Origin of the sequence: Bhargavaea massiliensis (genome assembly GCF_018390575.1) — a bacterium.
Taxonomy (GTDB): domain Bacteria; phylum Bacillota; class Bacilli; order Bacillales_A; family Planococcaceae; genus Bhargavaea; species Bhargavaea massiliensis.
The window spans coordinates 48,891-74,046 of the sequence record NZ_JAHBCJ010000004.1 but is presented as its reverse complement, the minus strand read 5'-3'; the positions used below and the strand labels follow the sequence as shown (position 1 = coordinate 74,046).

25 protein-coding genes are annotated in these 25,156 nt (G+C 54.1%); all 25 read right to left on the bottom strand.

Annotation, left to right across the window (positions count from 1 at the left end; all coding sequences use genetic code 11):
• Positions 1-108: 108 nt before the first annotated feature.
• Positions 109-1,098 carry a nuclease-related domain-containing protein gene (locus tag KHA84_RS07170; RefSeq protein ID WP_213422853.1) on the bottom strand — a complete coding sequence of 330 codons (990 nt, stop codon included), beginning with the start codon at positions 1,096-1,098 and terminating at the stop codon, positions 109-111.
• 112 nt (positions 1,099-1,210) lie between these two features.
• The gene (gene minD / locus KHA84_RS07165) at positions 1,211-2,011 is read right to left on the bottom strand and encodes a septum site-determining protein MinD (protein ID WP_213422852.1); all 801 of its coding nucleotides are present in this window, start codon (positions 2,009-2,011) and stop codon (positions 1,211-1,213) included.
• A 1-nt stretch (position 2,012) separates the two neighbouring features.
• Positions 2,013-2,684 (bottom strand): septum site-determining protein MinC, encoded by a 672-nt coding sequence (gene minC, locus KHA84_RS07160; RefSeq protein WP_213423115.1) that lies wholly within the window; start codon positions 2,682-2,684, stop codon positions 2,013-2,015.
• A 27-nt stretch (positions 2,685-2,711) separates the two neighbouring features.
• Positions 2,712-3,236 carry a rod shape-determining protein MreD gene (gene mreD / locus KHA84_RS07155; protein ID WP_213422851.1) on the bottom strand — a complete coding sequence of 175 codons (525 nt, stop codon included), beginning with the start codon at positions 3,234-3,236 and terminating at the stop codon, positions 2,712-2,714.
• Positions 3,233-4,150, bottom strand: coding sequence for a rod shape-determining protein MreC (gene mreC, locus KHA84_RS07150; protein WP_213422850.1), 918 nt, complete (start codon positions 4,148-4,150; stop codon positions 3,233-3,235). The genes mreD and mreC overlap by 4 nt, the downstream gene beginning before the upstream one ends.
• 18 nt (positions 4,151-4,168) lie before the next feature.
• Positions 4,169-5,185, bottom strand: a complete 1,017-nt coding sequence (locus KHA84_RS07145; protein WP_213422849.1) for a rod shape-determining protein — start codon at positions 5,183-5,185, stop codon at positions 4,169-4,171.
• A gap of 329 nt (positions 5,186-5,514) precedes the next feature.
• Complete coding sequence (gene radC, locus KHA84_RS07140) at positions 5,515-6,210, bottom strand: RadC family protein (RefSeq protein ID WP_236823175.1); 696 nt, start codon at positions 6,208-6,210, stop codon at positions 5,515-5,517.
• Positions 6,207-6,812, bottom strand: coding sequence for a Maf family protein (locus KHA84_RS07135; protein WP_213422848.1), 606 nt, complete (start codon positions 6,810-6,812; stop codon positions 6,207-6,209). The genes radC and KHA84_RS07135 overlap by 4 nt, the downstream gene beginning before the upstream one ends.
• 93 nt (positions 6,813-6,905) lie before the next feature.
• Entirely contained in the window at positions 6,906-7,568 is a 663-nt protein-coding gene (locus tag KHA84_RS07130) for a hypothetical protein (protein WP_213422847.1), read from the bottom strand.
• 87 nt (positions 7,569-7,655) lie between these two features.
• Complete coding sequence (locus KHA84_RS07125; protein WP_213422846.1) at positions 7,656-8,411, bottom strand: prepilin peptidase; 756 nt, start codon at positions 8,409-8,411, stop codon at positions 7,656-7,658.
• A gap of 2 nt (positions 8,412-8,413) precedes the next feature.
• Positions 8,414-9,091, bottom strand: coding sequence for a pilus assembly protein PilO (locus KHA84_RS07120; protein ID WP_213422845.1), 678 nt, complete (start codon positions 9,089-9,091; stop codon positions 8,414-8,416).
• A complete protein-coding gene (locus tag KHA84_RS07115) occupies positions 9,088-9,954 on the bottom strand; it encodes a PilN domain-containing protein (protein WP_213422844.1) in 867 nt (288 codons plus the stop codon). The genes KHA84_RS07120 and KHA84_RS07115 overlap by 4 nt, the downstream gene beginning before the upstream one ends.
• Before the next feature lie 3 nt (positions 9,955-9,957).
• The gene (gene pilM, locus KHA84_RS07110; protein ID WP_213422843.1) at positions 9,958-10,875 is read right to left on the bottom strand and encodes a type IV pilus biogenesis protein PilM; all 918 of its coding nucleotides are present in this window, start codon (positions 10,873-10,875) and stop codon (positions 9,958-9,960) included.
• A gap of 18 nt (positions 10,876-10,893) precedes the next feature.
• Positions 10,894-11,361, bottom strand: coding sequence for a prepilin-type N-terminal cleavage/methylation domain-containing protein (locus KHA84_RS07105; RefSeq protein WP_213422842.1), 468 nt, complete (start codon positions 11,359-11,361; stop codon positions 10,894-10,896).
• A 131-nt stretch (positions 11,362-11,492) separates the two neighbouring features.
• A complete protein-coding gene (locus KHA84_RS07100) occupies positions 11,493-12,698 on the bottom strand; it encodes a type II secretion system F family protein (RefSeq protein WP_213422841.1) in 1,206 nt (401 codons plus the stop codon).
• Entirely contained in the window at positions 12,698-13,738 is a 1,041-nt protein-coding gene (locus KHA84_RS07095) for a type IV pilus twitching motility protein PilT (protein WP_213422840.1), read from the bottom strand. The genes KHA84_RS07100 and KHA84_RS07095 overlap by 1 nt, the downstream gene beginning before the upstream one ends.
• 12 nt (positions 13,739-13,750) lie before the next feature.
• Positions 13,751-15,406 carry a GspE/PulE family protein gene (locus KHA84_RS07090; protein ID WP_213422839.1) on the bottom strand — a complete coding sequence of 552 codons (1,656 nt, stop codon included), beginning with the start codon at positions 15,404-15,406 and terminating at the stop codon, positions 13,751-13,753.
• A gap of 5 nt (positions 15,407-15,411) precedes the next feature.
• Positions 15,412-16,929, bottom strand: coding sequence for a VanW family protein (locus tag KHA84_RS07085; RefSeq protein WP_213422838.1), 1,518 nt, complete (start codon positions 16,927-16,929; stop codon positions 15,412-15,414).
• The gene (locus KHA84_RS07080) at positions 16,919-17,761 is read right to left on the bottom strand and encodes a hypothetical protein (protein ID WP_213422837.1); all 843 of its coding nucleotides are present in this window, start codon (positions 17,759-17,761) and stop codon (positions 16,919-16,921) included. The genes KHA84_RS07085 and KHA84_RS07080 overlap by 11 nt, the downstream gene beginning before the upstream one ends.
• A 20-nt stretch (positions 17,762-17,781) precedes the next feature.
• Positions 17,782-19,266 carry a hypothetical protein gene (locus KHA84_RS07075; RefSeq protein ID WP_213422836.1) on the bottom strand — a complete coding sequence of 495 codons (1,485 nt, stop codon included), beginning with the start codon at positions 19,264-19,266 and terminating at the stop codon, positions 17,782-17,784.
• On the bottom strand, positions 19,223-19,795 hold the full coding sequence (locus KHA84_RS07070) for a hypothetical protein (RefSeq protein ID WP_213422835.1): 573 nt from the start codon (positions 19,793-19,795) through the stop codon (positions 19,223-19,225). The genes KHA84_RS07075 and KHA84_RS07070 overlap by 44 nt, the downstream gene beginning before the upstream one ends.
• Complete coding sequence (locus tag KHA84_RS07065) at positions 19,792-20,289, bottom strand: prepilin-type N-terminal cleavage/methylation domain-containing protein (RefSeq protein ID WP_213422834.1); 498 nt, start codon at positions 20,287-20,289, stop codon at positions 19,792-19,794. The genes KHA84_RS07070 and KHA84_RS07065 overlap by 4 nt, the downstream gene beginning before the upstream one ends.
• Before the next feature lie 118 nt (positions 20,290-20,407).
• Complete coding sequence (locus KHA84_RS07060; protein ID WP_213422833.1) at positions 20,408-22,102, bottom strand: GGDEF domain-containing protein; 1,695 nt, start codon at positions 22,100-22,102, stop codon at positions 20,408-20,410.
• Positions 22,103-22,120: 18 nt separating this feature from the next.
• On the bottom strand, positions 22,121-23,821 hold the full coding sequence (locus tag KHA84_RS07055) for a GGDEF domain-containing protein (RefSeq protein ID WP_213422832.1): 1,701 nt from the start codon (positions 23,819-23,821) through the stop codon (positions 22,121-22,123).
• An 89-nt stretch (positions 23,822-23,910) separates the two neighbouring features.
• Positions 23,911-25,095 (bottom strand): bifunctional folylpolyglutamate synthase/dihydrofolate synthase, encoded by a 1,185-nt coding sequence (locus KHA84_RS07050; RefSeq protein ID WP_213422831.1) that lies wholly within the window; start codon positions 25,093-25,095, stop codon positions 23,911-23,913.
• Positions 25,096-25,156: the final 61 nt, after the last annotated feature.

Sequence of the window (25,156 nt, the reverse complement as noted above, 5' to 3'; positions counted from 1 at the left end):
GTGGCAAGTCGCGGGCCCTTGTGGCAACTTCGGGTGCCATGTGGCAAGTCGCGGGTCCATGTGGCAACTTCGGGTCCATGTGGCAAGTCGCGGTACCATATGGCAACTTTACTTACTGTAGAGCAGATGATTGATAAAAGGTTCTAGTAATGAAAGATCCGATTTGATTTGGTATCGTTTATTTCTCTTATTTTTATTTACGGTAGTAAATCTCTCGCGCAATAGGCGGTTTGCGAGGTATAGGTCTGGAATCTGGATAAAATCCCTCATTTTCTTGCTGGTAATTTCCTTTCCATACATCAATCGATATTCCTGCAGCGTGGCAAGGTGGGCATCGGTTGAAGTTGCTTTGCAATCCATGCAAATCCACTTTCCATACCCACGCTCCATGCCAATTCTGAAGCAGCCGGGACATCTCACACCCGGTCCAATATCATTACTTGTAATTTTATACCATTTAAAAAATTGCTCTCGCTTCTCTCTCGACAGAAGATTAAGCGTATCGACTACGTAATGCAGGTCCGACCTTTTTAAAATAGCTCGATTCTCCTTCTCCAATTTCTCAATGTGCCCCGGCAACCGGTCGACCTGGAAGATGGGCCTGCTGACCGGACCTTGGATGACCAGTCCGTGATAGCTTGCGAGCACGATGGCACCATGGACGCGGACCGGCAGTTCGATGGATGCGAGAAAGCGCTCTGTCGCCGCCACCGATCGGTTCAGCTGGTCTTCCGGATTTCTCATGCCTTCCCGCACACCATTTCTGAACCGGTAAAATTGTCCGGTGCCTTCGTCAAAGTAGAGTTCGCCGGTCATATTCTTGACCTCGGCTACAAGCACAAACGCGGGATGGAGAACCAACGTATCCACCTGGACCTGCTTTCCGCCTGCCGGCACCATCACATCCTTCAACACCACCGGCTTTTCCTTCATCCTCGCCTCCTCCAGATAATAGTCTGCTTTTTTCTCCCCTGCATAGCCGGCGAGCCGCATGTCTAGGTCGCTTTTGATGCGAGGATATGAAAGGTGTCTCTCTGATACCCTCGATTCCAGCACCGCCAGTGCGGCCAGGCGCTCCGGCACACTCCGTTTCCCCATCACCCTTCCTCCTTTCCAAAATGAAAGACCCCCATCCGCACGCCTAAGAAGGCATGTGATGGGGGTCGCATTGTCGAATATCCTTATTTACTCCCGATTTCCCGGGAAACGATTATTTCGTGAAAAGAGATTTCAACTTACCAAGGAAGCCCTTTTTCTGCTCGTCCATGGACATGAGCGGCACCGATTCTCCGAGAATCCGGCGGGCGATGTTGCGGTAGCCCGTTGCCGCACGGTTGGCCGGGTTGAGGACGACCGGTTCGCCTTTATTGGATGAAGAAATGACGTTTTCATCGTCCATGACGATGCCGAGGAGATCGATCGACAAGTGGGTCGTGATCTCATTCACATCAAGTGCTTCGCCGGAGTCCATGAGATGGCGCTTGATCCGGTTGATGATCAGCTTGGGCGGTTCGATGCCTTCTTCCTGCTCAAGCAGACCGATGATCCGGTCGGCGTCGCGCACGGCGGATATTTCCGGCGTGGTGACGACGATTGCGCGGTCGGCACCGGCCACTGCGTTCTGGTAGCCCTGCTCGATACCGGCCGGGCAGTCGATCAGGATGTAATCGTATTCGCGTTTCAGCTCGGTGACGAGCTCCTTCATCTGCTCCGGCGAAACAGCCAGCTTGTCCGCTGTCTGTGCCGCCGGAAGAAGGAACAGCCGGTCCTCAAAGCGCTTGTCTTTCACGAGCGCCTGGTTGACACGGCAACGTCCTTCCACCACATCGACAAGATCATAGATGATCCGGTTTTCAAGGCCGAGTACGACGTCCAGGTTCCGGAGGCCGATGTCCGTGTCAATCAGGCAGACTTTCTTGCCTTGAAGGGCCAATGCAGTTCCCAGGTTGGCGGTCGTCGTCGTCTTGCCGACGCCCCCCTTCCCTGATGTCACAACGATGGCTTCTCCCACATTAGCTTCCTCCCTTGAATGTAGATAAGTTCGGCCTCAGGATGCGGAGCTCCTGAAGTCGGTCGATGGCGATGAAGCCGTTCCGGTGGATATAGGCACATTCCATTTCCGGACGTTCGGACAGAACCGTCAGTTCGTCCGTCATCGTCTCCACTTTATCGGCGATCATCAGATGCGTCGCTTCCAGCCAGGAAGCCGCGATGACCGCGTCACGATTGCCCTCGGCACCGGCATGGGCGATGCCCTTCAGCCGTCCGAGGACGAAAATATTTCCGTTCGCGATCGCTTTTCCGTTCGGATTCACGTCACCGATGATGACGAGATCTCCCTCCGCCTGTACGACCTGCCCGGAGCGCACAATTCCGACAAACGTCTCGGACTGGTTTTCTTTGATGAGGCGATTGCACTCTTCCACCCGGATGACGTCACCTTGAACTTTCGTTACTCGGAGATGGGGAGATTTCTGGACACAGTTGATGAGCTCCTTAACCTGCTCATCGGTACAGTACCGGTTGCCGAGGTGGAGCTGGATCTCCGTCGTCCCCTCGAGCGCTTCCTCCCGGACTTTCTGCTCCAGTTCCGACATCAGTTCGGAATAGGCGCATTGGTCGTCAAGGCGCAACACGAGGCCCGACTTCGTTCCTTTGATCATGACAAGCTGTTTTCTAGTCACTTGCGTCACCCCAATTCTCCTCCATGCTTACAACATTCCTTCCCTCTTCTGGATGCTCCGCCGGTTGGCAAGCGATTTGAACACCCAGCCCAACAGGACGAGGAACACCGAGTTGGCGATCATCGTCGGCACGAGACGTGTCGTGGCAAACTCTCCGAATGGCATCCCGATGAACCCGATCAGCGTGAAGAATCCGTACAGCGCCGTTTCAAGCACCGCTACAAGCAGCAGCGTGATGAGCGTAACGACAATGATGTGCTTGTGGATGTGCTTCACGGCCCAGATGGCCAGCAGGCAGACGGCCGGGTACAGGAAGGCGTATAGACCAATAATATCAATGTGAAATAAATCGTACAAGAGTCCGAAAATGATTGCGTACGTCAGAGCACGCTGCCGGCTGTAGTACACCCCGACAAAGATCAGGAACATGATCAGGAACCGGGGGATGAGATAGCGGAACTCCCCGCCGAGTTCAACCGGGGAAAACAGGCCGAACACCGGCTCCAAATAGAATAAAACGACGGCGACAAATGGAATCAGGAGCCGGATCATGACCCGTCCCCGTCTTTCCCGCCATCCGCCGTTTTATCCTTTGCCTCATCCGTGTTGCCGGCATCAGAGCCGTCGACCTCCGTCGATTTCCGCTTTGCGATGATGACATGCTCAAGCATCGAGAAATCGGCAGCGGGCTTGATGTGTGCCTGTTTCGTCAGCCCGAAGTCATCCGTCGTCACTTCGGTGATTTCTCCGATCAGAAGCCCTTTCGGGAAGATGCCCCCGAGACCGGAAGAAATGACTTTTTGTCCTTCCTTGATCTCGAATGAGGCATCGATCCGCCGGAGAATCAGCTCACGCCGCTCGGAGTCATAGCCTTCGACCAGTCCGAACGCCTCCGTCTTTCCGACGACGAGTGCGGATACCCGGTAATCCGGATCCTGCGTCGCAAGGAGCTGGACAGTGGATGTGAACGGTGTCGTCAAGACGACTTTTCCGATCAGGCCTTGGGCGGTCATGACCGCCATGTTCTTTTGGATGCCGTGGGTTTCACCGCGGTCGATGACAATTTTCTCTTCCCACTGGTCGGGGTTCCTTGCCAGGACCGATGCGTGGATCGGTTCAAAGTCCCGGAGATCGTCCTCTTTGCCGACAATGTCCTTTAGCCGCTCATTCTCTTTTCGGATATCACTGAGTTCTGCCTGGACGGCCGCGTACTCAACGAGCCGTGCGCGCAGGCGCTGGTTCTCCTCATAGGTGTTCAGAAGTGAATCCACATCGTCGATCAGGTCCGTTATGTAGTGCGCAGGCTTCGAGAACAGCTGCTGTCCGAAGCCGACGACATCTTTTACGATCTGTTCGGGCAAGTTCGCATGATCGCGGTCCCTGAGCGAGAAGAAAATCAGGGCGACCAGTACGATGACACCGACGAGGAGAAGGATCAGCCGTTTGTTAGAGAAAAACTGCGGCATGCTGCCTTCACTCCCGTATTATCTGGCTTGCTGTTTCTTGATGACATCAAAGTTGTCGAGCGCCTTGCCGGTGCCGATCGCCACACAGTCAAGCGGGTCTTCCGCGATGGATACAGGCATGTTCGTTTCTTCTGCAATCACCTTATCAAGGTTGGCGAGAAGTGCGCCGCCTCCCGTGAGCACGATGCCGCGCTCCATGACGTCTGCGGACAGTTCAGGCGGTGTGTGCTCGAGGGTCTTTTTCACGCCGTCGATAATGGCCGTGATGGATTCCTTGAGCGCTTCCGCGATTTCTTCCGAAGAGATTTCGATCGTCTTCGGCAAGCCTGTCAGCAAGTCGCGTCCGCGGATTTCCATCTTGTCCGGCTTCTCTGTGACTTTGGCAGAGCCGATTTCGATTTTGATCTGCTCAGCGGTGCGGTCACCGATCGTCAGGTTATAAGTTTTGCGGATGTAAGAAATGATCGCCTGGTCCATGGCGTCGCCGCCGACGCGGATCGATTCGCTCGTTACGATGCCTCCGAGCGAGATGACAGCCACTTCCGTCGTCCCGCCCCCAATATCGACGACCATGCTGCCGGTTGGTTCCCAAACTGGAAGGTTTGCGCCGATTGCCGCCGCAAACGGCTCTTCGATTGTGAAGGCGTCTTTGGCGCCTGCCTGGCGGGATGCGTCGATCACGGCGCGCTGTTCAACCGATGTGATGCCGTACGGCACGCAAATCATGACGTTCGGCTTTTTCCATGTGCCGCCCGATGCTTTCTGTGCTTCGCGCAGGTAATACTGGATCATGGCCGTCGTCGTGTCGAAGTCCGCGATGACGCCGTCTTTCATCGGACGCGTTGCAATGATGGAGCCCGGTGTCCGTCCGATCATATTCTTCGCGTCATTCCCGACCGCGACGATCTCCCCTGTCTTGACGTTCTTCGCAACGACGGACGGTTCGCGGAGAACAATTCCCTTGCCTTTAATGAAAACCAGTGTATTTGCTGTGCCGAGGTCAATCCCGACATCTTTTGATCCGAATCCAAACACGCTATTAATCTCCCTTTCTGCGCGGCCGTTAGTGTTGCCGGTTTGAAATCATACACATCATTATAACGGATTGCGCGAGAAAGTGACAATCTTATATGAAGCTATAGCGTGTAATAGATTAAAGTAAGTAAATTCTTGCTTCGTGCTTGTTGATTTTAGCTCCAGGCCCTCGCTTACCGCGGGCGTTGCCTTAGCCTCCTCGAGCTACGCTCTGCGGGGTCTTCGGCTAACGCTATTCCCGCAGGTGTCTCGGGCCTTACGCTTCAATCAACGATAGGGCATCATTTAACCAGTAACACCTGCGTACAATGCCATTTCAACTAAAAGATTCAAATAAAGTCCCCTTCCTTCAGACTGAGGAATTTGTGGTCTCCGATGATGATGTGGTCGAGGAGGTCGATGCCGACGATTCTGCCGGCTTCGGCGAGACGTTTGGTGACTTCGATGTCTTCGGGGCTCGGGGCCGGGTTGCCGCTCGGGTGGTTGTGGGCGCAGATAATGGAGGCCGCGGAGCGCTTGACCGCTTCCCGGAACACTTCCCTCGGATGGACGATCGAGGAGTTCAGGCTTCCTATAAAAATGGTCCGGCTGTGGAGCACTTCGTTTTTCACGTTCAGGAACAACACAACGAAGTGTTCCTGGTTCAGGTTCGACATATCAGGCATCAGGTAGCTCGCGGCATCTTCCGGCGAGCGGATGACGTAGCGTTCCGTCGACTGCTTTCGGGTGAGGCGCTTGCCGAGCTCGACGGCGGCCAGCAGCTGCACCGCCTTCGCCTCACCAATGCCTTTTACCGATGTCATTTCCTCAAGTGTCGCATGCTGCATGTCTTGGATCCGGTCAAAAAAAGCCAGCACCCGGTTGGCCAGCTGGAGAACCGATTCCTGCCTGGTGCCGCTCCGGAGCAGGATTGCGATCAGTTCCTGGTTGGACAAGCTCTCGGCGCCCTGGTGGATCAGCCTCTCCCTCGGCCGGTCAGCGATGTGGAGCTCGCTGATCTTCGGTACATACAGGTCCGTCGTCAAAGCCCGTCCCCCTTCCCGCCCGAGATCACTCCCATTTCATTCAGCACTCCGAATACGTCCGCGACCGGAAGGCCGACGACCGCGTGGTAGTCTCCCCTGATCTCCTTCACAAATAGCGCGCCGCCGGATTGGATGCCGTACGCGCCGGCCTTATCCATCGGGTCGCCGGAATCCACATACTTGTCGACCATCCAACCGGGAACATCACGGAACTCGACGTCTGTCGTGACCGAGAAGGTACGTTCCTTTTCCCCGTCCGTCACACAGACTCCCGTCGAGACGGAATGGACCGAACCGCAGAGCGCCTCGAGGAAGGCTTTCGCCTCTTCCCTGCCGGACGGTTTTCCATACACCCGTCCTTCCTGATGCACGACCGTGTCCGCTCCGATCACAACAGATCCGGATTCATGTTCCGCCACATCAAAGGCCTTCAGCCTGGCAAGCCGTTCCGCATAATTTGCCAGCTTTTCCCCCTGCCGGATCAGCGGCTCTGCCACTTGCGGTTTACGGACGATGAATGGGATGCCCGCCACGCCCATCAGCTCACTTCTTCTCGGAGATCCCGATGCGAGAATCACTCGACGGTTTGTCTTGAATTCCATATGCCATTCCCCCTAAACGGTTTGTTCCCATCATAGCCGAGAGGGGGAAAATAGAGAAATCCGCACTTTTCAATTTCGAGCACGGAAACTGGCTCAGAATTCGATTTTGAGACACTCGGCAGCCTCGGAATAATGGCTGACCAGATGCAGCCTCATAATGGCCGGATCTTCCGTAATCCCTTGAACGGCGCCGACATTCTTTTTCCACCCTTCCGGCAGGGCATCATCCTTCGTCTTGTCGTCAAATTTAAATTTTGCCGCTTCCTGCGCAGCCAATAAAACCGGGAGTTTCCCGCTCGTTTCCGCAGGGCATGCCGCCGCATCAATCGTGAACGGCTTGACGAACGTATCCTTCACGACGGACGCACGGGCTTCCGAATCGGTCAGGTGGATCGATGACCAAAGGTAGAACTTGTCCTCCACGCGGACAATCGCCGCCTTGTCGAGCTGTGCCTGGGATGAGAGGAACCCGGTCGCCGCATCATGACTTGAGAACATGCCGTGCTGAATCGCAAAAAACATCGTTTTCCGGTTGCCCGTCGCTTCCTCGCCTTCCCCCTTTTTCGCTTCTTCCTTCGCAGGTTCCGCATCCGCAGGCACCGTTTCCCCGGCTTCCGGCGTTTCCGCATCGCCCGACTTCCCGTCTTCCGACATGACGATAAATCCGAACAACAGCACGCCGCCGATCCCCATCAGGAAGCCGTGCAGCATGGCCATCGCGATTGCCCCGCGTGAATACTTTTTCCGTAACCGCATGACACCACCCCTTTTATAAGGAACGATACCAGCCGGACGATAAAAAAGGACAAGACGGCTGTCGTCTTGTCCTTTTAATTTATCGGGTTAAACAAACAGGTTCAGATACCAGCCGACAATCTCGTCGCCGTACAGGTAAGCGATTGTCGCACCGAACGCTATCGAAGGGCCGAACGGGACCGGCGTACGCCGACCCTTGCCCTGCCGCTTCAGGATGATCAAACCGGCAACCGCTCCCACCAGGGCGGCGATGAACAATGACAGAAATGAATCCGTCAGCCCCAGCACAAGGCCGATCACGACATACAGCTTAATGTCGCCGCCGCCCATGCCGCCCTTTGATACGATGGCGATAAAGAGCAGGATGGCGGGCAGAACCAGTGCCGCCGCCGGGCCGTCCCACCACGGATCCGTCGGCAAGGCGACACGCAGCAGGAGAATCGGAACGCCAAGCGAAAGGAGAATCTTGTCGGGGATAAGCATATAGGCGATATCCGAGACGGTAATGATGACAAGTAGCGACAGGAACAGCAGCGCCACCACCAGTTCGCCGGAGAATCCGAAGCGGAAATACGCAAGCGCGAAAGCGATTCCGGTCATGAGTTCCATCATCGGATACACCCAGTGGATCTTCGAGCCGCAGCCGCGGCATTTCCCCTTCAGGAAGACAAACGAGAAAAACGGCACAAGGTCGGCCGCCGTCAGCCGCCTCCCGCAGGACGGGCAGCGGGACGGCGGCCGGACGATCGACTGCTTTTCCGGGACCCTGAGGCCGACCACATTATAAAATGACCCGAACACGAGTCCGTAAATGAAAAACATCAGCGCCCAAAGCCAGTCCACAGTCAGTCCTCCTGTTCCGTCTCATCCTCGAACGTAAATGGGTCTTGTTTCAGCGAAGGCGGCGGAGCCGGTGCGGTCGGCGTCTCGCCTTCCAACGTCGTAAGATCAGGCCGGTAAAACGAGGAGAAGGTGATCTCCATCGCGACCGGCTCTTTTTCCTGCGCCTCCCCGGTCCGCTCCGGCGGGCCGGTGAAAGAGACCGAATTGGTGACCGTAATCCGCTCCAGTTGCTCGACTTCCTCAATAAATGTAAGGATGCCGTCGTAATCCGGAGAAAGGATCTGCACGGTCGTCAAAAGCTCACTGACACTCTCAACGCCATCCGGCGGGTTTTCGATGACCATCTCGCCGGTCGTAAACGCCACGTTCTGGATCTCCGTCCCGGACACCACTTCCGCCTTGCCGACCTGGAGCAGGACGACTTCCTCTGCCGGACTGACCGGCACGCGCCGCTGGAGCGGCAGCGTGCTTGCCGGCTCGCTTTCCGTCTCGCCCGAGGCCTGCTGCTGGAGCGAGGACAATACCTGACGCTCGGTCTGCAGCGTCTGCTGGGACTGGATCCGCGTTTCGCGCGCAGGCTTGAACAGCATGAAGTACGAGTAAAGGAGAAGGGCGATCAGGAACAGCGCCGAGAGGACGACAAGGATCGTCTCTTTCCGGTTCATGCCGAATCGGTTCACTGGCCGCCGCCCCCTTCCGTCTGATCTCCGCCGGAAACCGGTGTGTCGCCGTTCTGGGTGCTCCCGGCATCCGTGGTGCCGTCCTGACCTTCGGCAGCAGGGTCGGTTTCAGCTCCTGTACCTGTGTCCTCGCCGGCATCAGTGCCGGTCCCCGGTTCCGGATTCTCCTGCTCCACATTCACATCGACATCGTTGTCGACGTTCACTTCAGTATCAGAGCCGTCCTCCGCCGCTTCGCCTTCCCCGCCTTCTGCCGGTTCCTCTGCCGTCCCTTCGGCCGGGACCCTCGGATCAACAAACTCAATGGTGTAAGTCGCGATATAACGGGGCACGACGATCTCGCCGGTATCTACAGGATTCCCTTCCTCGTCGGTTTCTTCGTCCAGAGGCGATGCGCTGACATCATTCATGATCGCGCTGTCCACGGGTGTTGCCGCCTTCAGCCGGGCAAGATAGTAAGCGGCCTGCTCGTATCGGTCGAACTGGACGGACAGGTCGGCCGTATGCGGGCCGGTATATGTATACTCCATCATGAACCCGCGGGCGGGCAGCAGCGAAACAAGATGGCGGAGGAGAGGGGCCGTCGGGAACTGGTAGCTTTCCGCCCAGCCGACGGTCAGCTCCAGCTGTTCGCGGTCCGCCATCGTCTCCGTCCCCTGCATGCGGGATCGGATTTCCGCCCCCTCGAGCCGGATTTCCTGCGTGTGGGCATCGAGCCGCTCCGCCTCATCCGCATTCCGGTTTGCCATAATGAAGAACGTCAGCCAGAACAGCATCGCGGAAAGCAGGATGACGAGCGAGAGGATGACGGCTTTTGATCGTTCCCGATCCCGTTCGGGAAGTAAGTTAATATCAACGAGCAAACGCTACACCTCTTTCAAAGCCAGACCGATCACCCGGTCAAACCGTTCCGGGACTTCACGGCCGGCCACGTCTTCGATCCGTTGTTTCCGGATGCATCCGGCATCCAGGCTCATTTGGTCCCGGAACATTTGGGACAGCTCATCAGTCATGCTGCAGTCACCCGAAACAAACAGGCAATCAATCGTTTCATTGCCGTCCATCATGTTGTATGTATAGAAATTGATGAGTTTGGAGATTTCCCGGAAGGCGGTTTCTGCCGTCCATTCCTCTTCATCAATTTCAATCGGCCGCAAAAACAGCGGCTGATGGCGGTGGAAGATCGAGACCGTCAGATCATTTCCCCTGAAATCCGCGATCAGCACATTGCGCTCTGTGTCCAGATTGTGCTGCTGATAAGCCAGCCGGTAAAGCGCAAGCGGCGCAATGTCACATTGGACAGGCTTCAGCTTGGATTCGACAAGAGCCCGCTCATACTGACGCACAATCTCTTCTTTCGACGCGATGATGATCGATTCCTTCCCGTCTCCTTCACTCTCGAAAGGAACGACATCAAACAGCGGATCATCAAACGGCAAATATAAAGAAGAGCCGATCTCAATGAAGAAGTAGCCTTTCAGCTCATCTTCAGGGACATCGGCCGGGGTTTCCACTTTTCGGATGATGACAAACTGATCAGGAGCGAGGAACCGGACGCGCTTGCGCCGCAGCCCCCAATCCTTCACTGCCCCCTCCACCGCCACTTCCAACGCTTTCGGATCCATCACCTTGCCTTCGGAGATGACTCCTTCCGCGAGCGGCCGTTCCTCCGTGCGCTCGATGATGAGCGGAGCGGCGGAGCGGAGCTCAGCGTAACGGAGGGCGTCTTCTTCGATTGTGATGGATGTGATGCGTTGTTTGCGGCGGAATGGTTTTTTGGGCAATTGTGTCAGCTCCTTTATTTAACCTTCTACTGGAGGCTCTGTTGTACCACCGCCAGGAATAGTTTTGTTATTATCAGAACTTCCTGACTGATCATCGGCATTGATTTCTGCTACCGAAGCATTAGTGAATTTAACAGTTTTATTTCCCGAATACTCGACACCAGCAGCTGTGGTGATAACAAGGTCACCGTCTTCTCGTGTAACTGTATATTCAGTAACCTTTCCTGGTGATTCTAAATAAGAATCAAGTTGTGCCGGTTTAATTCCTTCACTTGGAATTTCGTTTTCTGCAATATAAATATTGGCAGCAGACAAGATATTGAGAGCGTCACCTTTAACCGCGTTATAACGACTGTTTTCAATAACATTGCCGATAGCCGGAATCGCAATGGCAGCAATAATACCAAGAATAACGATAACCGCCAAGAGCTCAATGAGCGTGAGGCCCTTTTCCTCTTTTAGTTTGTTTTTGACGAATTTCATCATTGGTTGTCCTCCTTTTGTCAAATCCTGTAGGTTTTCTACGAATCTATTATAGCATTACCCCAAACCAATAAATAGAATCATTTTTACGTTTATTACAGGATTATTTCTGTTTGTTACAGAATTGTTTCACGTTAACCAACTTGTTCGTACATGCTGAACATTGGAATCATGATGGCCATGACGATGGTGCCGACGATGACCGCGAGGAAAATCATCATGAGCGGCTCGATCAGTGATTTCAGCCGCTCGGTTGCCGTGTCTACTTCTTTTTCATAGAACTCGGCTACCTTTCCGAGCATCTGGTCAAGCGCCCCTGTCTGCTCACCTATAGCAATCATGTGGGGAATAAGCGGCGGGAACGCCCAGTGGCCGGTCATCGGTCCGGCAATGGAATTCCCTTTCTGTAACTCATTCCTTGACTCATTGACAACCCGCTTAATGACTTCATTGTCGACGACCCGCTCGACCATCGCCATTGCCTGGAGGATGGGCACGGAACTTGTAAACAGCGAGCTGAGTGTCCTGGTCATCGAGGCTAAAGCAGATTTTTTCATCAGGTCGCCGATCAAAGGCATCCGCAGAAGAAACGTGTCCAGGACATACTTCCCTTCTTTGCTTCGATGCATTAGGTAGATTGCTAGAACAAGCAGCAAAACGAACCCGACAATCAAATACCAGAACCTCTGCATGAATTCACTGGCCCCGAGAACAAAAAGCGTAATCCCCGGCAGTTCCGCCCCCAGGCTGTCGAACATGTCGACAAACATCGGGACGATCGACACGAGGAGGAAGATGACGACACCGAAAGCCAAAACAAGGACGACGACCGGGTAGACCATTGCCGACACGACTTTCTGCCGGGTGGCATACGACTTCTCGTAATGCATGGCGAGCCGGTCCAGTGAGTCGTCAATATTACCGGAGGCTTCTCCTGCCGCAATCATATTGAGCGTAAGAGGCTCGAACGCTTTCGGATGTTTGGCCATCGCGTCACTCAGTGCACCGCCGCCGCGCAGGTCGTCGGCAATTTCCGAGAGAATCTTGCGGAACGGCTTGGATTCGACCTGCTGAGACAGGATATGGATCGCATCGACAATCGTTACGCCAGCCCGAAGAAGTGTCGAAAATTGCTGGAGGAACATGATCAGCTGTGGGCGCTTGACCGGCTTCCCGATTGTGATTTCTTTTGTCAGCGTGGTTTCCGGCAGTTCGTTAAGTTTGAGTACGCGGATCCCCTGGTCGCGCAGCTTCATCACCGCATCCCGTTTTGTATCCGCCTGGATGGTACCTTTCCTGACACGCTTTGTGTCACGCCCCTCATACTGGAAACGCGGCATCAGTGCTCGTCCCCTTCAAGGTACGGCTTGGCCGTTTCATAGGAAATAGCGCCGGTATCGACGAGCTTCTGGATGGACGACTCCATTGTGTGCATGCCGATTGCCCGGCTTGTTTGAATGACGCTCGGGATCTGATGGATCTTCTCAGTCCGGATCAGGTTGCCGATCGCCGGGTTGTTGATCATAATCTCGGTGGCGGCACGGCGTCCCTGGCCGTCCGCTGTCTTGAACAGCCGCTGCGAGATAACGCCTGTCAGAACCCCCGCCAGCTGTACACGGATCTGTGTCTGCTGGGACGGAGGGAACACATCGATGATCCGGTCGATCGTGGACGCGGCACTCCATGTGTGAAGTGTACCGAAGACGAGGTGGCCCGTCTCCGCCGCAGTGATCGCAATCGATATCGTCTCGAGGTCCCGCATCTCCCCGACGAGGATGACGTCAGGGTCTTGCCGGAGAGCGGCACGGAGGCCGTTCGCAAACGAATCGGTATCAAAGCCGACTTCCCGCTGGTCAATGATCGACGCGCCGTGATTGTGGACGAACTCAATCGGGTCTTCGAGCGTGATAATGTGCTTTCGGGTTGTCTCATTGATATGGCGGATCATCGCGGCAAGCGTCGTGGACTTACCTGAACCGGTCGGACCAGTCACGAGGATCATGCCTTGCGGCGTTTCCGCAAGCCGCTTGAGCGTGTCCGGCATGCCGAGTTCTTCCACGGTCATGATCTTCGTCGGAATCGTCCGGAAGGCGAGCGATACCGAACCGCGCTGGCGGTAAGCGTTCACCCGGAACCGCGACACACCCGGGACGGAGTAGGAAAAGTCCAGCTCGCCCTTTTCAAGAAACTGATCATACAGTTTCTCGGGGATGACCGCCTTTGCGATTCCCAGGGTGAATTCCGGCGTGTTCACTTCCTTCCCATACCGCTTCAAGTCTCCGTGAATCCGGAAAACAGGCGGTACGCCGACCGTCAGGTGAATGTCGGATGCCTTGAGTTTAAATGCCGCAGATAAAAGTCCGTCAATTGTCTGTTTCATCATTCCACCGCCTTAATCCAGCATTGCGACACGGAACACTTCTTCCGTCGTCGTGATTCCCTGTTTGACTTTCAGGAGCCCGTCATCCAGAAGGAAAATCGTCTTGTTCCGGATGGCGATCTCTTTTAGTTTGGATACCGTTTCGCCCTTATTGATCGCATTCCGCATTTCATCATCGAGCACGAGCACTTCGTGGATCGCAATCCTTCCGCGGTAGCCGGTCATGTTGCAGGACGGGCAGCCCTTGCCGCGCATGACCTGTTCGATCTTGATGCCGCGCTTTGACGCGATTTCCTTTTCCCGCTCGGTCGCCGGCTCTTCCGTCTTGCAGTCCCTGCACACCCGCCGCAGAAGACGCTGTGCCACGACGGCATTCAGCGATGCGGTGACGAGGAAGGGCTCGACGCCCATATCAAGCAACCGGGTGATTGTCGCAATCGAATCGTTCGTATGGATCGTGCTGAGGACGACGTGTCCCGTCAGAGAAGCCCGCACCGCGATTTCCGCCGTTTCAACGTCCCGAATCTCCCCGACCATGACGATGTCGGGATCCTGGCGAAGAATTGACCGCAACCCCGCCGCAAAGGTCATCCCGACATTCGGATTCACCTGGACCTGGTTGATGCCGTTCAGCTGGTACTCGACCGGGTCCTCGACCGTCACGATATTGACCTCTTCCCGGTTCAGCTTGTTAAGTGCCGCATAAAGCGTCGACGATTTCCCCGACCCCGTCGGCCCCGAAATGAGGACGATGCCGCTCGGCTTCGTGATTTCCTTCATAAACCGTTCAAGGTTGATCCGGTTAAACCCGAGATGCGTCAGGTCGGCGAGCGAGTTGCTCAGGTCGAGGATCCGCATGACGATCTTTTCCCCGTAGACGGTCGGCAGTGTCGACACGCGCAGGTCGATCGGCCTGAAGTCGACATTCGTCTTGATCCGCCCGTCCTGCGGAACGCGGTGTTCCGTGATGTCGAGGTTCGCCATAATCTTGATCCTGGCATTGATCATCGGCTGCATATGCTTCGGCAAGACACGCTCGTCGTGAAGCATCCCGTCGATCCGGAACCGGATGAGCAGCTGGTGCTCCCTCGGGTCAATATGGATGTCCGACGCCTTCTGGATCACCGCCGCAGTGAGAATCTGGTTGACGAGTCGGACGACCGGAGAGTCCAGGTCTGTCAGGTTGTCCTCGTCCTCCCGCTGAAGCCGCTCCTGCTCAATAAATAATTCGTCAAAGGACTCTTCGTAAAACTTCGCGATTGTCCTCATGATGTCATCCTTCGAGGCAATCACCGGCTCAATCTGGAAACCGGTGGACAGCCTCAGGTCTTCGATCGCAATATAGTCCATCGGGTCGACCATCGCGACAAACAGCCTGTCCTCTTCGGTTTTCAGCGGCACCAGCAGATTGCGCTTGGCGAACTCTTTCGGAACGAGGCTGAAAATGTGAGGCTCGAACGGATATCTGAACAGGTTCACATGCGGGATGCCGAGCTGGATCTCGAGCGTCTCGACCAGCTGCAGTTCGGTGATCAGTCCTCTCTGCAGGAGCGCATCACCCAGACGCTGGTCTTTCAGTTTCTCCTTCAGGGTTTCCCGGAGCTGTTCTTCCGTGATCAATCCCGTTTCAACGAGGATATCTCCAAGCCGCTTTCGTGCCTGGACCATGTGCATCACCTTCCCCGGGCGGCTGATGGCGTAATCGGGTTGCCGCCCTTGTCGTATTGAATCTCATCGTCTCCGTTGCCGGTTCCCGAGTCATTGCCGGCCCCCTCTCCATTTCCGTTTCCTTCGCTGGAGCCTGAACCGGGGCCGTTATTATTGCCGGAAGTGTCTCCTGAACCGTTTCCTGAATCATCACCAGAACCGGAATTGCCACCGTTATCGGAATTGCCGCTTCCGGTACCATTGCCTGTATCGTCGCCTGATCCATTGCCATTCCCAGTGCCATTTCCGGTACTGTCTGAATTGCCATCGGCACCTGTCCCGCCTGTATCAGACCCTTCTTTGCCGTTTCCTGTGTTTTCCGCAGGCTGTTCTTCCGGCTTCAGACGATGCACCTCTACGCGGTGGACAGGCGGATAGAAGTCGGTGGACACTTCCTCCTTCGATCGCTCAATCGCATCATCCATGATCGTTTTGATCACGGTCGCACGGATGCCGTCTTCCCCTTTTTCTTCGATCCTTGGCGCGATGGTCTTCACATTTTCGCTGAACTGCTTGATGAGCCGCGGCTCGAACGTCTCGGTGCCAGTCACGGATGTCGTGTATTCATAAAGAAATGGCAGACCGTGAAGCGAGAGCGTCGCAGTGTCTCCGGCCATCTCCGTTGCAATTGTAAATGTGGCCCCGTTTGGGTTCGTAAACATCAGGTCCGTTTGTGTAATAGGGTCGACAGCCGCTTCGAATCCGAGCGGAATGCCGTCCGACAGGCGGTTGCTGATGGACCGCTCGTCGATGGTAAAGTTTGTGTTTAATACAGTTGCATAGAGAAGGGAAGCGATTCTCGTCATCTCATCTTTCGTGAGCGATCCCGTATCCAGCGATTCCATCAGCTGGAGGAATGACACGGTTGACCCTCCGCTGATCTCCACTCCGTTCAGCGCCTCCAAGCCGTTTAGGAACCCTTCCGTTACGGTCTGTGAATCAAATGAAGCGGATGCTACAACGGTGTCGCCTTCCAGGCGGCCTGCATCCAAAAATTCGCTGATCTGGATGCGGGCGGGCATCGTTCCATTCCTGAGCCTGCGTTCGATGCCCTCCGCGATGGCGCTGACTTCTCCATCAGTCAGGTTCAGCTTGCCAAGGTTCTGTTCGAGCAGCGTGCGCACGGCGCCTTCCTTCACATGCACAAGCAGGGGATTCTCCTGCCCGGTGTCAGCCTCATTGATGGTGCCCGGCACATCGAATTCAACCGCTTCTGGCGGCAGGGTGAATGAACCGTCCAGATAACGGACTTCCACATCAAACCGGCTCTGCAGGTCGCTGACGCCTTCATTCAGCACCTTTGTCGTCTCCGCTTCCTTGTAGTCCGACACATCATACGGACCTATATATGTATTTTCCCCGAAGTCTTTTGAGGGAAAGAGGAGATTGCCGGCAAGTAAAGATCCGCCCGACGCAAACAGGTAGAAAAAGAGCGTGGACAGAAGGACGCCGATCAGGACGTTCAGGATTTTCTTATTTTCCATCGCCTTCTTCCTCCTCTTCCACAATCCAATCCTCTTCAGTCAGCAGCCCGAACGGGTCATCTTCCCGCATCACATCGGGCTCCTCCGGCCGCTCATCGGCCGGCTCGGGAACCGGCCGGGCTTCAAGCCAGGACTCCAGGTCGCCGTCATCAAGGTAGTCGTCTTCATCAACGAAAGAGGGCTGTTCGGGTCGTTTAGATTCCTCTGCTGCTGGTTGCGATGGCATTTCCAGTGGCTCCAGATAATCGTCCTCTCCGGCAAATTCCGGCTCCATCGCTTCCTCGACCGATTCAGAGACGAGGTCAATTTCCGGTGTATCCAGATCAGTCAGAAGCTCCAATTCATCATTCTCAAGATAGGATGCTGCTTGTTCGTTCCTATCCAAGTCTTCCGGAGGTTGCTCGATCTCCGCCATGCCGGGAAGGATAACTTCTCGGTAACCCTCCGGCTCAATCGTATTGGAATCCTCGGCCGGAACAGCAGCGCGGATGTCTTCCGAAGCCACGGCGATTTCATTTTCATCATTCATGGCCGGAGAGTCATCCTCCAAGCGAATCGGCTCGTATAATTCATCCAGCACGCCCTCGCTGACCGTTTTGTCCGGCAACCGGTTGGCGATCAGAACAGCGGCCGCGAATGACAGTCCAATCATTGCAATCGCGGAATAGTAGAACGCAAAATGATTTTGAATGTAAATTCCGGCCAGCGCAATCCCGAAACCGGCTGCCGCCATGATGACCATCACCTTCCCCGCTTTTCCTTTAGTCATCAGATAATAGAGAACGGGGAAAACGATGATGGCGGCAATCAAGAGAAATATATAGTCCAGCATGACGGGCCTCCTTTCAACAATTAATAATCCACTTGGATGTCATAGTTTGCATCGATTACGCTCGGAACTGACATATCCACGGGTCTTGTGACTGTTTTCTTCAGCGTCACACCGCACTTCTCCAAGAAGGATGCATAGCTCGGTGCACGAACTACATAGTAATCATTGTTTTGCACTAATCGGAACGTTTTATTTGGATCTTTCGAATAGTAGATAAGAGATCCGCTATCTTTGAAGTTGGCTTCTTTTGAAAGACGGGTGAGATCTTCGCTCTTGATCCTGTCAATATCAATGCACAGACGGGAATAGATATCGACATCAAAATGGTTTCCCCATTTTAGGTCAGCCAGGGTCCCATCTTGGTTGCCAAGCACCAGCAAATTGGTATAGGACATGTTCTTAATATTGTTGTCCACATTCAAACCTTTAACGATGACATTTTGTTTGACCCCATTTTTCCCAAGGTTATTTAAGTTGTTTCCGACTGATAAGGTTCCGTTAATAATCAGATTGCCATTCACCAAGTTATTCATATTGTTGAACGCTTCAATATCACTTGAATTAACAACCAGATTGGCACCTGAGAAGTCCAGGTTATTTAGATTTCCGCATTTTAATCCGCATACATCTCGCACGAAATTGCTGGTGAAGACCGTGAAATCTTTTGGATCAAGTCCGGCAGTTTTAATTTTTTCAACGATGCCGCTCAACGCTCCGTCGGCTTTACATTTATAGGGGGCCACAGCGGTTCCGGACTTTACGCTGTCTATCAGCGTACTGCATGAAATTGTCGGTGCCTGCAGATTGAAAATATCCTCATAGGTAATGTCTTCACTTACTTCTACGAAGTTTGTCTGTACCTTTTCAGCTTCATCAGGATTGAGGAACCGATCCGGTACCGGGAAAATAACGGTCGCCATTAGAGTGCTTGTCCGTTCATCCGCTTCTCCTTTGACCGTCAGATTCATTTCGATTTCTTTAAGATTGGAAACCGGCAGATTCGAACTCAGATTGGATGTTACATTTTCAATATAAAAGCCGGCCTTTCCGGGAAACTCTTTTTTCATATTTATGGAACTCGAGTTCGTCTTGTATGTACCGATCAAATCAAAAACTTTTTCAAAGAAAAGTGCCCGTATCTCTGATTCAATCCGGCTTTCATAATTTTTGCGATCTTGTTCGCTATCACATTCTGTTCCTATAGGAGGCTGTATGCATTCCCGGAGTTTGTTGATCTTGATTGTGGTCTCCAGATTAATCTCATCAAGAAGCTGGTTAAAATCGTCTCCAAAATGAGCTGTTTCATATTGGATACCCATTTCTGCTGCTGCGACCGACAGATTCCCGGACTCCACAGTGCGTTCCTGAACAGAATGGTTCATTGACGTAGCCATAAACGTTGCGGCAAAGGCAAGCAAAAGAGTGATCACCAGTAAGACGATAATGAGCGTGTATCCTTTTTCATTGTGGAGCGGCTTCCGAGATGCCCTCATCACTCTCTTCATCGCTGCCTTCCTCCTTAAACCGCGAAAATGTCGTTTCCTGAACCAACTCTTTGCCATTCCCGCTTTTGAATGTGATTCGGGCACGTAGGTTTTCCCTTTGGGGGTCGATCACCGTCTCGGAATTCAACTCTTCACAGACGGTCTCTGTGTCACGTAAACTCACGCGGCAAATCCTGACTTCATAACCTTCGTTCTTGTATGCCGAACTGTTCTTTGTAGACGTTGTACAATTTCCGGCTCTCAGCTCATTCCGGTTTTCGTCCTGTTGCCGTGTAAAAGTAATGATTTCAACGCCGCTTTCCTTCTGGTCCAGCGCATAGCAAGCGCCCGAGCGATGGATTTGGGTGATACGGGTCATCATTAAATTCATTTCCTGCTGCAAGGCGAGATGACTGGTTTCAAGAGATTGGTGTTTTGTGCCGATGGAAAACAGGGTCATAATAATGACCACTACCATGCCAGCCAGTGCCAATGCTGCAATCAGTTCTGCCAATGTCATCCCTTTTTCTTCTCTTATTTTCCTTATCATTTAGTTCCCTCCTCCGCATCAGAAGGGGGTTCAATTTCCAGATAGGCATAGGTTTCCGACATTCTTCTTGATGTACCGCCTTCCATAACTACGAGATGCACCTGATGAAGATAAAGGGAATCAAGCTGTTCATCCGTTTCTGCCGGGAATATGGAAGCTTCTACTTGATACCCATTGGGCAATTGGTAGGATAAAATGACTTGTCCGGATGAACCTGCAGTCGAACTGACCGCAACACGATCCAGATGAATATTCTGGAGTTCCGCACCGATTTCCGGGCCAAATCTATTCACCTGAACCTGTTTTAACAGTTCAATTTCTGCCCTTGCAATGCTCATCGCATCCAGCTTCACTTCCGTCCGTTCATTGAAAAGAGTCATCTGCGGAAAGATCGCCATGATTCCGATAAAGACAATGCCGATGATGACGAGGGTGGCGAGGATTTCAACGAGCGTCAGGCCATTTTCATTCCTTTTCATTGCCCATTTGTTCATCGTCCGCCCTCCCCGACTCTATGATTCTCTCATTATGCTGCATTCGACAGTGGTTGTCATTTTCCTTTTCCCCAGTGTCGGTGTTTCGACACACAAAAAGACCGGTTTCCCGGTCCGGTCATCCCTCATATACGCCTACTTTGTTTCTCCCCGACTGTTTTCCACCGACGTAAAGGGCCCTGTCCGCATTTCTGAGCAGGTCCATCGGATTGTCCGAATCGTCCGGAACGTTTGCGACTCCGAAGCTGGCAGTGATGCTGACGAACTCCTTTTGCCGCTCTGCACCGAGATCCGGCCTGATTTCGAATACCGAGTGCTCGATGTACTTACGGAGTTTTTCTGCGAACTCAACGGCTTCTTCCTTCCACCATCCCGGCAAGAGAATGACGAACTCTTCTCCGCCGTACCGGGCGACCTCGCCTTTGCCTTCCGTGTTTTTTTCAAGAATCGCCGCTAGATTGATCAGGATGTCGTTTCCGCTCTGGTGGCCGTATGTATCGTTCAGCCGCTTGAAGTGGTCGATGTCCAAAATGATGAGCGACAGCCGGCTGAGGACGCCGCCATTCACATTGCTGACCCGGCGCTCGAGTTCGCGCTCCAGCCATCTGTAGTTGCGCAGACCGGTCAGCGGGCATCGCTCGCTGTGCGAAGTGGCGGTCTCGACATACCTCGCCTTTTCCAGCGATACGGTGAAGTGGGTGCACAAGAGGTCGAAAATCTGGCAATCTTCCCGGTCAAACAAGTGGCGCCTGTATGCTCCTGCCACAACAAAACCGGTCAACTTGTCCTCATTCATAAGAGGAGCAACCATCACACTCTCGATCCCCTCAGGCAACCGAAGCAACAATTCCCGTTTCCATTCCATTGCGGTGCCGAATACCGCTGCCTGCAGCCTGTCAAAACCGCTTTTGTCACTTTTAGTGATCAGAAGATGGCGTGGGTTGTTGGTAAGCTTGTCTTCTTCCCATGCGCCCGTAACAGTGAACCGTCCCTCCGATGCCTCCATCAGATACACGGCATCGGCTTCATGCGCCTGCCGGATCCTGTGGATAAACAGGCGGATCAGCTCCTCGCTGTTCAGCCGGCCGGCGAGTTCATAGCCCGTCTTAGAGGCTGATTCCAGTCTCCGGTTCACACCTTCGCTCGTGTTGTAGCGTGCCGCGAACAAGAGCGCGATAAAAAATGGAATCAGGATCGGAATCAGGCCTCCGGGACCATATGCGCGTTCCAGGAAGTAGGCTGCGATTCCGAACGGGAAAGTGACTAGAAGGGATGCAGCATCCCACAATGTTTCCCTGGACAGGAGATGATACGGCCTGCCGAAGCATTTTGAATCGGCCAGCAGGCAAAGGTGGTTGGTTCCAAGATACGCCATCGTGTATAGCAGACCGTAGCCGACGACATGAGGCACGGATACACTGCCGGTCACGCCTCCCGAGAAAAAGAACACTCCCGCCGCAAAAACGGACGAGACAAAGAAAATCAGTGAATTGATGACAAAGCGGTGGACCGGAGGCAGCACAGACTTGGAAAATACAACGGATGCGATCACGACCAGCTGTGAAACAAGTGCTTCCGCTCCTGCCCCGAACCGGAGAAAGATTGTGATCAGCAGCCACTGCTGGAAAGAGACTGCGATATTTCTGAATTCCAGCGGAAACAGACCGGTAACAATTGCGGCAACTGCCATGATGGCAAAAGCGACCCAGTCGTCGATACGCGGGCCAAACAGCCAAAGCAGGGCCATCCCGCCGGGCACGAACAACAGCCAGGCCAGCGGCAGTGAAATCCGCTCCCCCTTCCCGATTTCCATCCCATTCACTCCCCATCGTTATCCGGCATAGGCGGCCACTTTGTTCCGCCCGGCCTGCTTGGCTCCCGTGTAGAGTGCCCGGTCGGCATTCCGGATCAGCCCCATCGCGCTGTCGCTGTCCGCTGGCGACGTCGCGACCCCGATACTGACAGTGACCGGAATCATTGCGGGCCCGGCTTCCCCGAATGACTCCACAGTAAATGCGTGATTCTCCACCTCCATGCGAAACGCTTCGGCAAAGCCGACGGCCACTTCCTTTGATACCCCCGGCATGAGAACGACGAACTCCTCTCCGCCGTAACGGCTGACCGTCCATGAGACGTCTGAACGTTCCTCCAACAGCCGAGCAAATTCTGCAAGGACCCGATTTCCCCCGTGATGTCCATGGATGTCGTTAATTTTCTTAAAATGGTCGATGTCGAGCATGACACAAGAAAGCGCATCCGACTCACCGCTGTTCACCTGATTCATCTGCCAGTGAAGCGCATTCTCCATGTACCGGTAGTTGTAAAGCCCTGTGAGTGCGCATCGTTCGCTTTCCTGCACGGTCTTCTGGACATGGCGGGCTTTTTCGAGGGCTACTGCCAAGTAGGAGCCGAGCAGTTCCAAAACACGGAGATGGTATTCTTCAAAGGCATACTTCCGCTTGGACATGACCGCAATCACGCCTTCGACCATTTTATTTCGGACAATGTGGACACCGATGAGACTTTCCGCGTCAGGAATGGAACCATTCACAAAGATTTCCCATTCTTCCCGGTTTCCGAAAAGACGGCCCTTTTCTGAATGGTAGACCATGGAACCGATCCCCGTGTCCGCGTCCCGGCGCTGCCATCCGACAGTGAACATCTCTCCATTTTCCATCAGCTTCAGAGGCTCGACCCGACCTTTTCTGATGTCATAAATATAGAGGGAATCCACAGGCAAAAGATCGGGCACTGTCCTGACGAACAGATCGAGCACTTCCGGCTGGGTCAGCTTGCCGGACATCCCCCGGCCAAGCTCCGCCGCTTTGGCCAGCATGTCATTGACCCGCTCCGTCGTGTCATACAGCCGCATCAAGAAAATAACGCTAAAAAACGGGACTGCCAATATCGGCAGGCTGACCGTACCGATGGCGAGATACAGATAATACCCCGACAACGCATAAGGCAGGATGACAAGTGCCGCAAAGAAATCCTGCCGGACCAGACGTAACCGGAACGGATACGGATTCCCGATCAGCTTCTGATAAAGATGGAGAAATCCGATATTCCCTATGGTTTGGACGGCCAAATAAACTGCGGCGGGCAACGCCAAATCCGTGAAACCGGTCCCCATGATGCTGCCGCCGGATGCATAAAAAGCAGCTCCCGAAACTACCGACAAAACAAAGAAAATCAACGAATTAAAGAAAAACCGTTGCAGCGGATCCGGGCTTTTCCGGTTGCCCGGAATGGCTGCCAGCAACGCAACCTGCATCATCACCGCTTCAACGAAGATCCCCCCGAGAAAAAACGCCGGCAATGTCAGCCAGCCTACAAGCGTCAGGTGTGTTCCGTTCCGTAAGACAGGATAGAAAACGGCTGCCATCGCAAGCACCGTGGCTGCCGCAAGGACGGGATAGCTGCCGGAATCAAGCGGTTCCCTGATGTGCCACAGCCATACGAATCCCGCAGGAACCACAATCAGCCAAGCAACCAGGACAGCCAGCCGCATCTGGCCTCTGAACCGAACCATCCCTCTCCTCCTCCCCGGGGTAAGGATTTGCATTCATTACTTCATACTTTACCAAATCTTTGAAGCACTGTCTGTCAATTTTCAAAAAATTATAGAAAACGATGACGGAGTTCCGAAAGAAGGTATAGGGAGCCTGTCACAATCAGAGGAATTTCTGCGGGAGACCATCTTTCCTGCTGAATCTGTTCAGCGTTTATCTGCACAGACGGAAGCTTGGTGCACGCGGCAAGGAGATGCGCGGGTGCAGCATCCGAATGTGCGAAGTCGATGAAGATAAATGACCGGGCGACCGGCTCGAGAATCCGGATCACGCTCCGGTAATCTTTTCTCGCGAGCATGCCGACCATGAACCGGACCTTCGCCTCCTCGCCGAATCTGTCTTTGACCGATTGGACGAGCGCATCTGCCGCCGCCGGGTTGTGGGCTCCGTCCAGGAAAACACCCGGACTTATCTCTTCGAACCTGCCGGGGAGAAAAGCGGTTTCCGCTCCCCTTTTCAGCTTGGATGGATCAAGGTCAATCCCCGCAGCCTTCAGCGCTTCCGCGGCAATCGCCAGGTTCACATGCTGGTGCGGGCCGGAAAGACCGGGTCGGATACCGGGAATCGCGGTAAAGTCTTGACCGTAAACAGAGATCGGCACGCCGGTTTCATTTGCGACACGCTTTACCTCTTCAAACGCTTCAGTTTGGAGCGGCCCGATAATTCCAGGCACACCGCGCTTCAGAATCCCCGCTTTGTGCCAGGCGATCTCTTTTAAGGTGCCGCCGAGGAATCCGGTATGGTCGAGGCCGATCGATGTGATGGCGGACGCCTCCGGCATGACGACATTCGTGCTGTCAAAGCGCCCGCCCATGCCGGCCTCGAGGAAAATAAGGTACGGCTGATGATTTTTGAAGACGAGGAAAGCCGCGGCCGTGAGCAGTTCGAAATCCGTCAGCATGCCGGATAGTCCCGCTTTTTTCATTTCGGCAAATGCCGAATCAGCCTCATTTCCGGTGACAGGCCGGCCATCCAGACGGATCTGATCATGGAGGTCGGTCATCGCGGGTGACGTGAACGAGCCTGTCCGGAGACCGTGCGCGCGGGCGATCGATTCCATGAATGCCACCGTCGAGCCCTTGCCGTTCGTCCCGGCCAGATGGATAAAGTGCTGGCCTTTTTCGGGATTGCCGAGCCGAGCGAGCGCTCGCTCCATCGCCTCCAGCCCTGGCCGGATCTCATCCGCGCTCATCAGTTCGTGCTTCTTTTGGTACAAATCCAGTTTTGGAATCAAAGCGGTCTCCTCCGTGTGGTAAACTTGTGATGAATTCATTTTAGCGTAGAGCGCGGTTTAA

What these genes read in the sequence shown, in the direction of transcription:
- KHA84_RS07170 (WP_213422853.1), bottom strand. Translation starts at nt 1,098, where the DNA reads ATGGGGAAACGGAGTGTGCCGGAGCGCCTGGCCGCACTGGCGGTGCTG.
- mreD (WP_213422851.1), bottom strand. Translation starts at nt 3,236, where the DNA reads ATGATCCGGCTCCTGATTCCATTTGTCGCCGTCGTTTTATTCTATTTG.
- mreC (WP_213422850.1), bottom strand. Translation starts at nt 4,150, where the DNA reads ATGCCGCAGTTTTTCTCTAACAAACGGCTGATCCTTCTCCTCGTCGGT.
- KHA84_RS07135 (WP_213422848.1), bottom strand. Translation starts at nt 6,812, where the DNA reads ATGGAATTCAAGACAAACCGTCGAGTGATTCTCGCATCGGGATCTCCG.
- KHA84_RS07130 (WP_213422847.1), bottom strand. Translation starts at nt 7,568, where the DNA reads ATGCGGTTACGGAAAAAGTATTCACGCGGGGCAATCGCGATGGCCATG.
- KHA84_RS07105 (WP_213422842.1), bottom strand. Translation starts at nt 11,361, where the DNA reads ATGATGAAATTCGTCAAAAACAAACTAAAAGAGGAAAAGGGCCTCACG.
- KHA84_RS07100 (WP_213422841.1), bottom strand. Translation starts at nt 12,698, where the DNA reads ATGCCGCGTTTCCAGTATGAGGGGCGTGACACAAAGCGTGTCAGGAAA.
- KHA84_RS07095 (WP_213422840.1), bottom strand. Translation starts at nt 13,738, where the DNA reads ATGAAACAGACAATTGACGGACTTTTATCTGCGGCATTTAAACTCAAG.
- KHA84_RS07090 (WP_213422839.1), bottom strand. Translation starts at nt 15,406, where the DNA reads ATGGTCCAGGCACGAAAGCGGCTTGGAGATATCCTCGTTGAAACGGGA.
- KHA84_RS07085 (WP_213422838.1), bottom strand. Translation starts at nt 16,929, where the DNA reads ATGGAAAATAAGAAAATCCTGAACGTCCTGATCGGCGTCCTTCTGTCC.
- KHA84_RS07080 (WP_213422837.1), bottom strand. Translation starts at nt 17,761, where the DNA reads ATGCTGGACTATATATTTCTCTTGATTGCCGCCATCATCGTTTTCCCC.
- KHA84_RS07075 (WP_213422836.1), bottom strand. Translation starts at nt 19,266, where the DNA reads ATGAAGAGAGTGATGAGGGCATCTCGGAAGCCGCTCCACAATGAAAAA.
- KHA84_RS07070 (WP_213422835.1), bottom strand. Translation starts at nt 19,795, where the DNA reads ATGATAAGGAAAATAAGAGAAGAAAAAGGGATGACATTGGCAGAACTG.
- KHA84_RS07065 (WP_213422834.1), bottom strand. Translation starts at nt 20,289, where the DNA reads ATGAACAAATGGGCAATGAAAAGGAATGAAAATGGCCTGACGCTCGTT.
- KHA84_RS07060 (WP_213422833.1), bottom strand. Translation starts at nt 22,102, where the DNA reads ATGGAAATCGGGAAGGGGGAGCGGATTTCACTGCCGCTGGCCTGGCTG.
- KHA84_RS07055 (WP_213422832.1), bottom strand. Translation starts at nt 23,821, where the DNA reads ATGGTTCGGTTCAGAGGCCAGATGCGGCTGGCTGTCCTGGTTGCTTGG.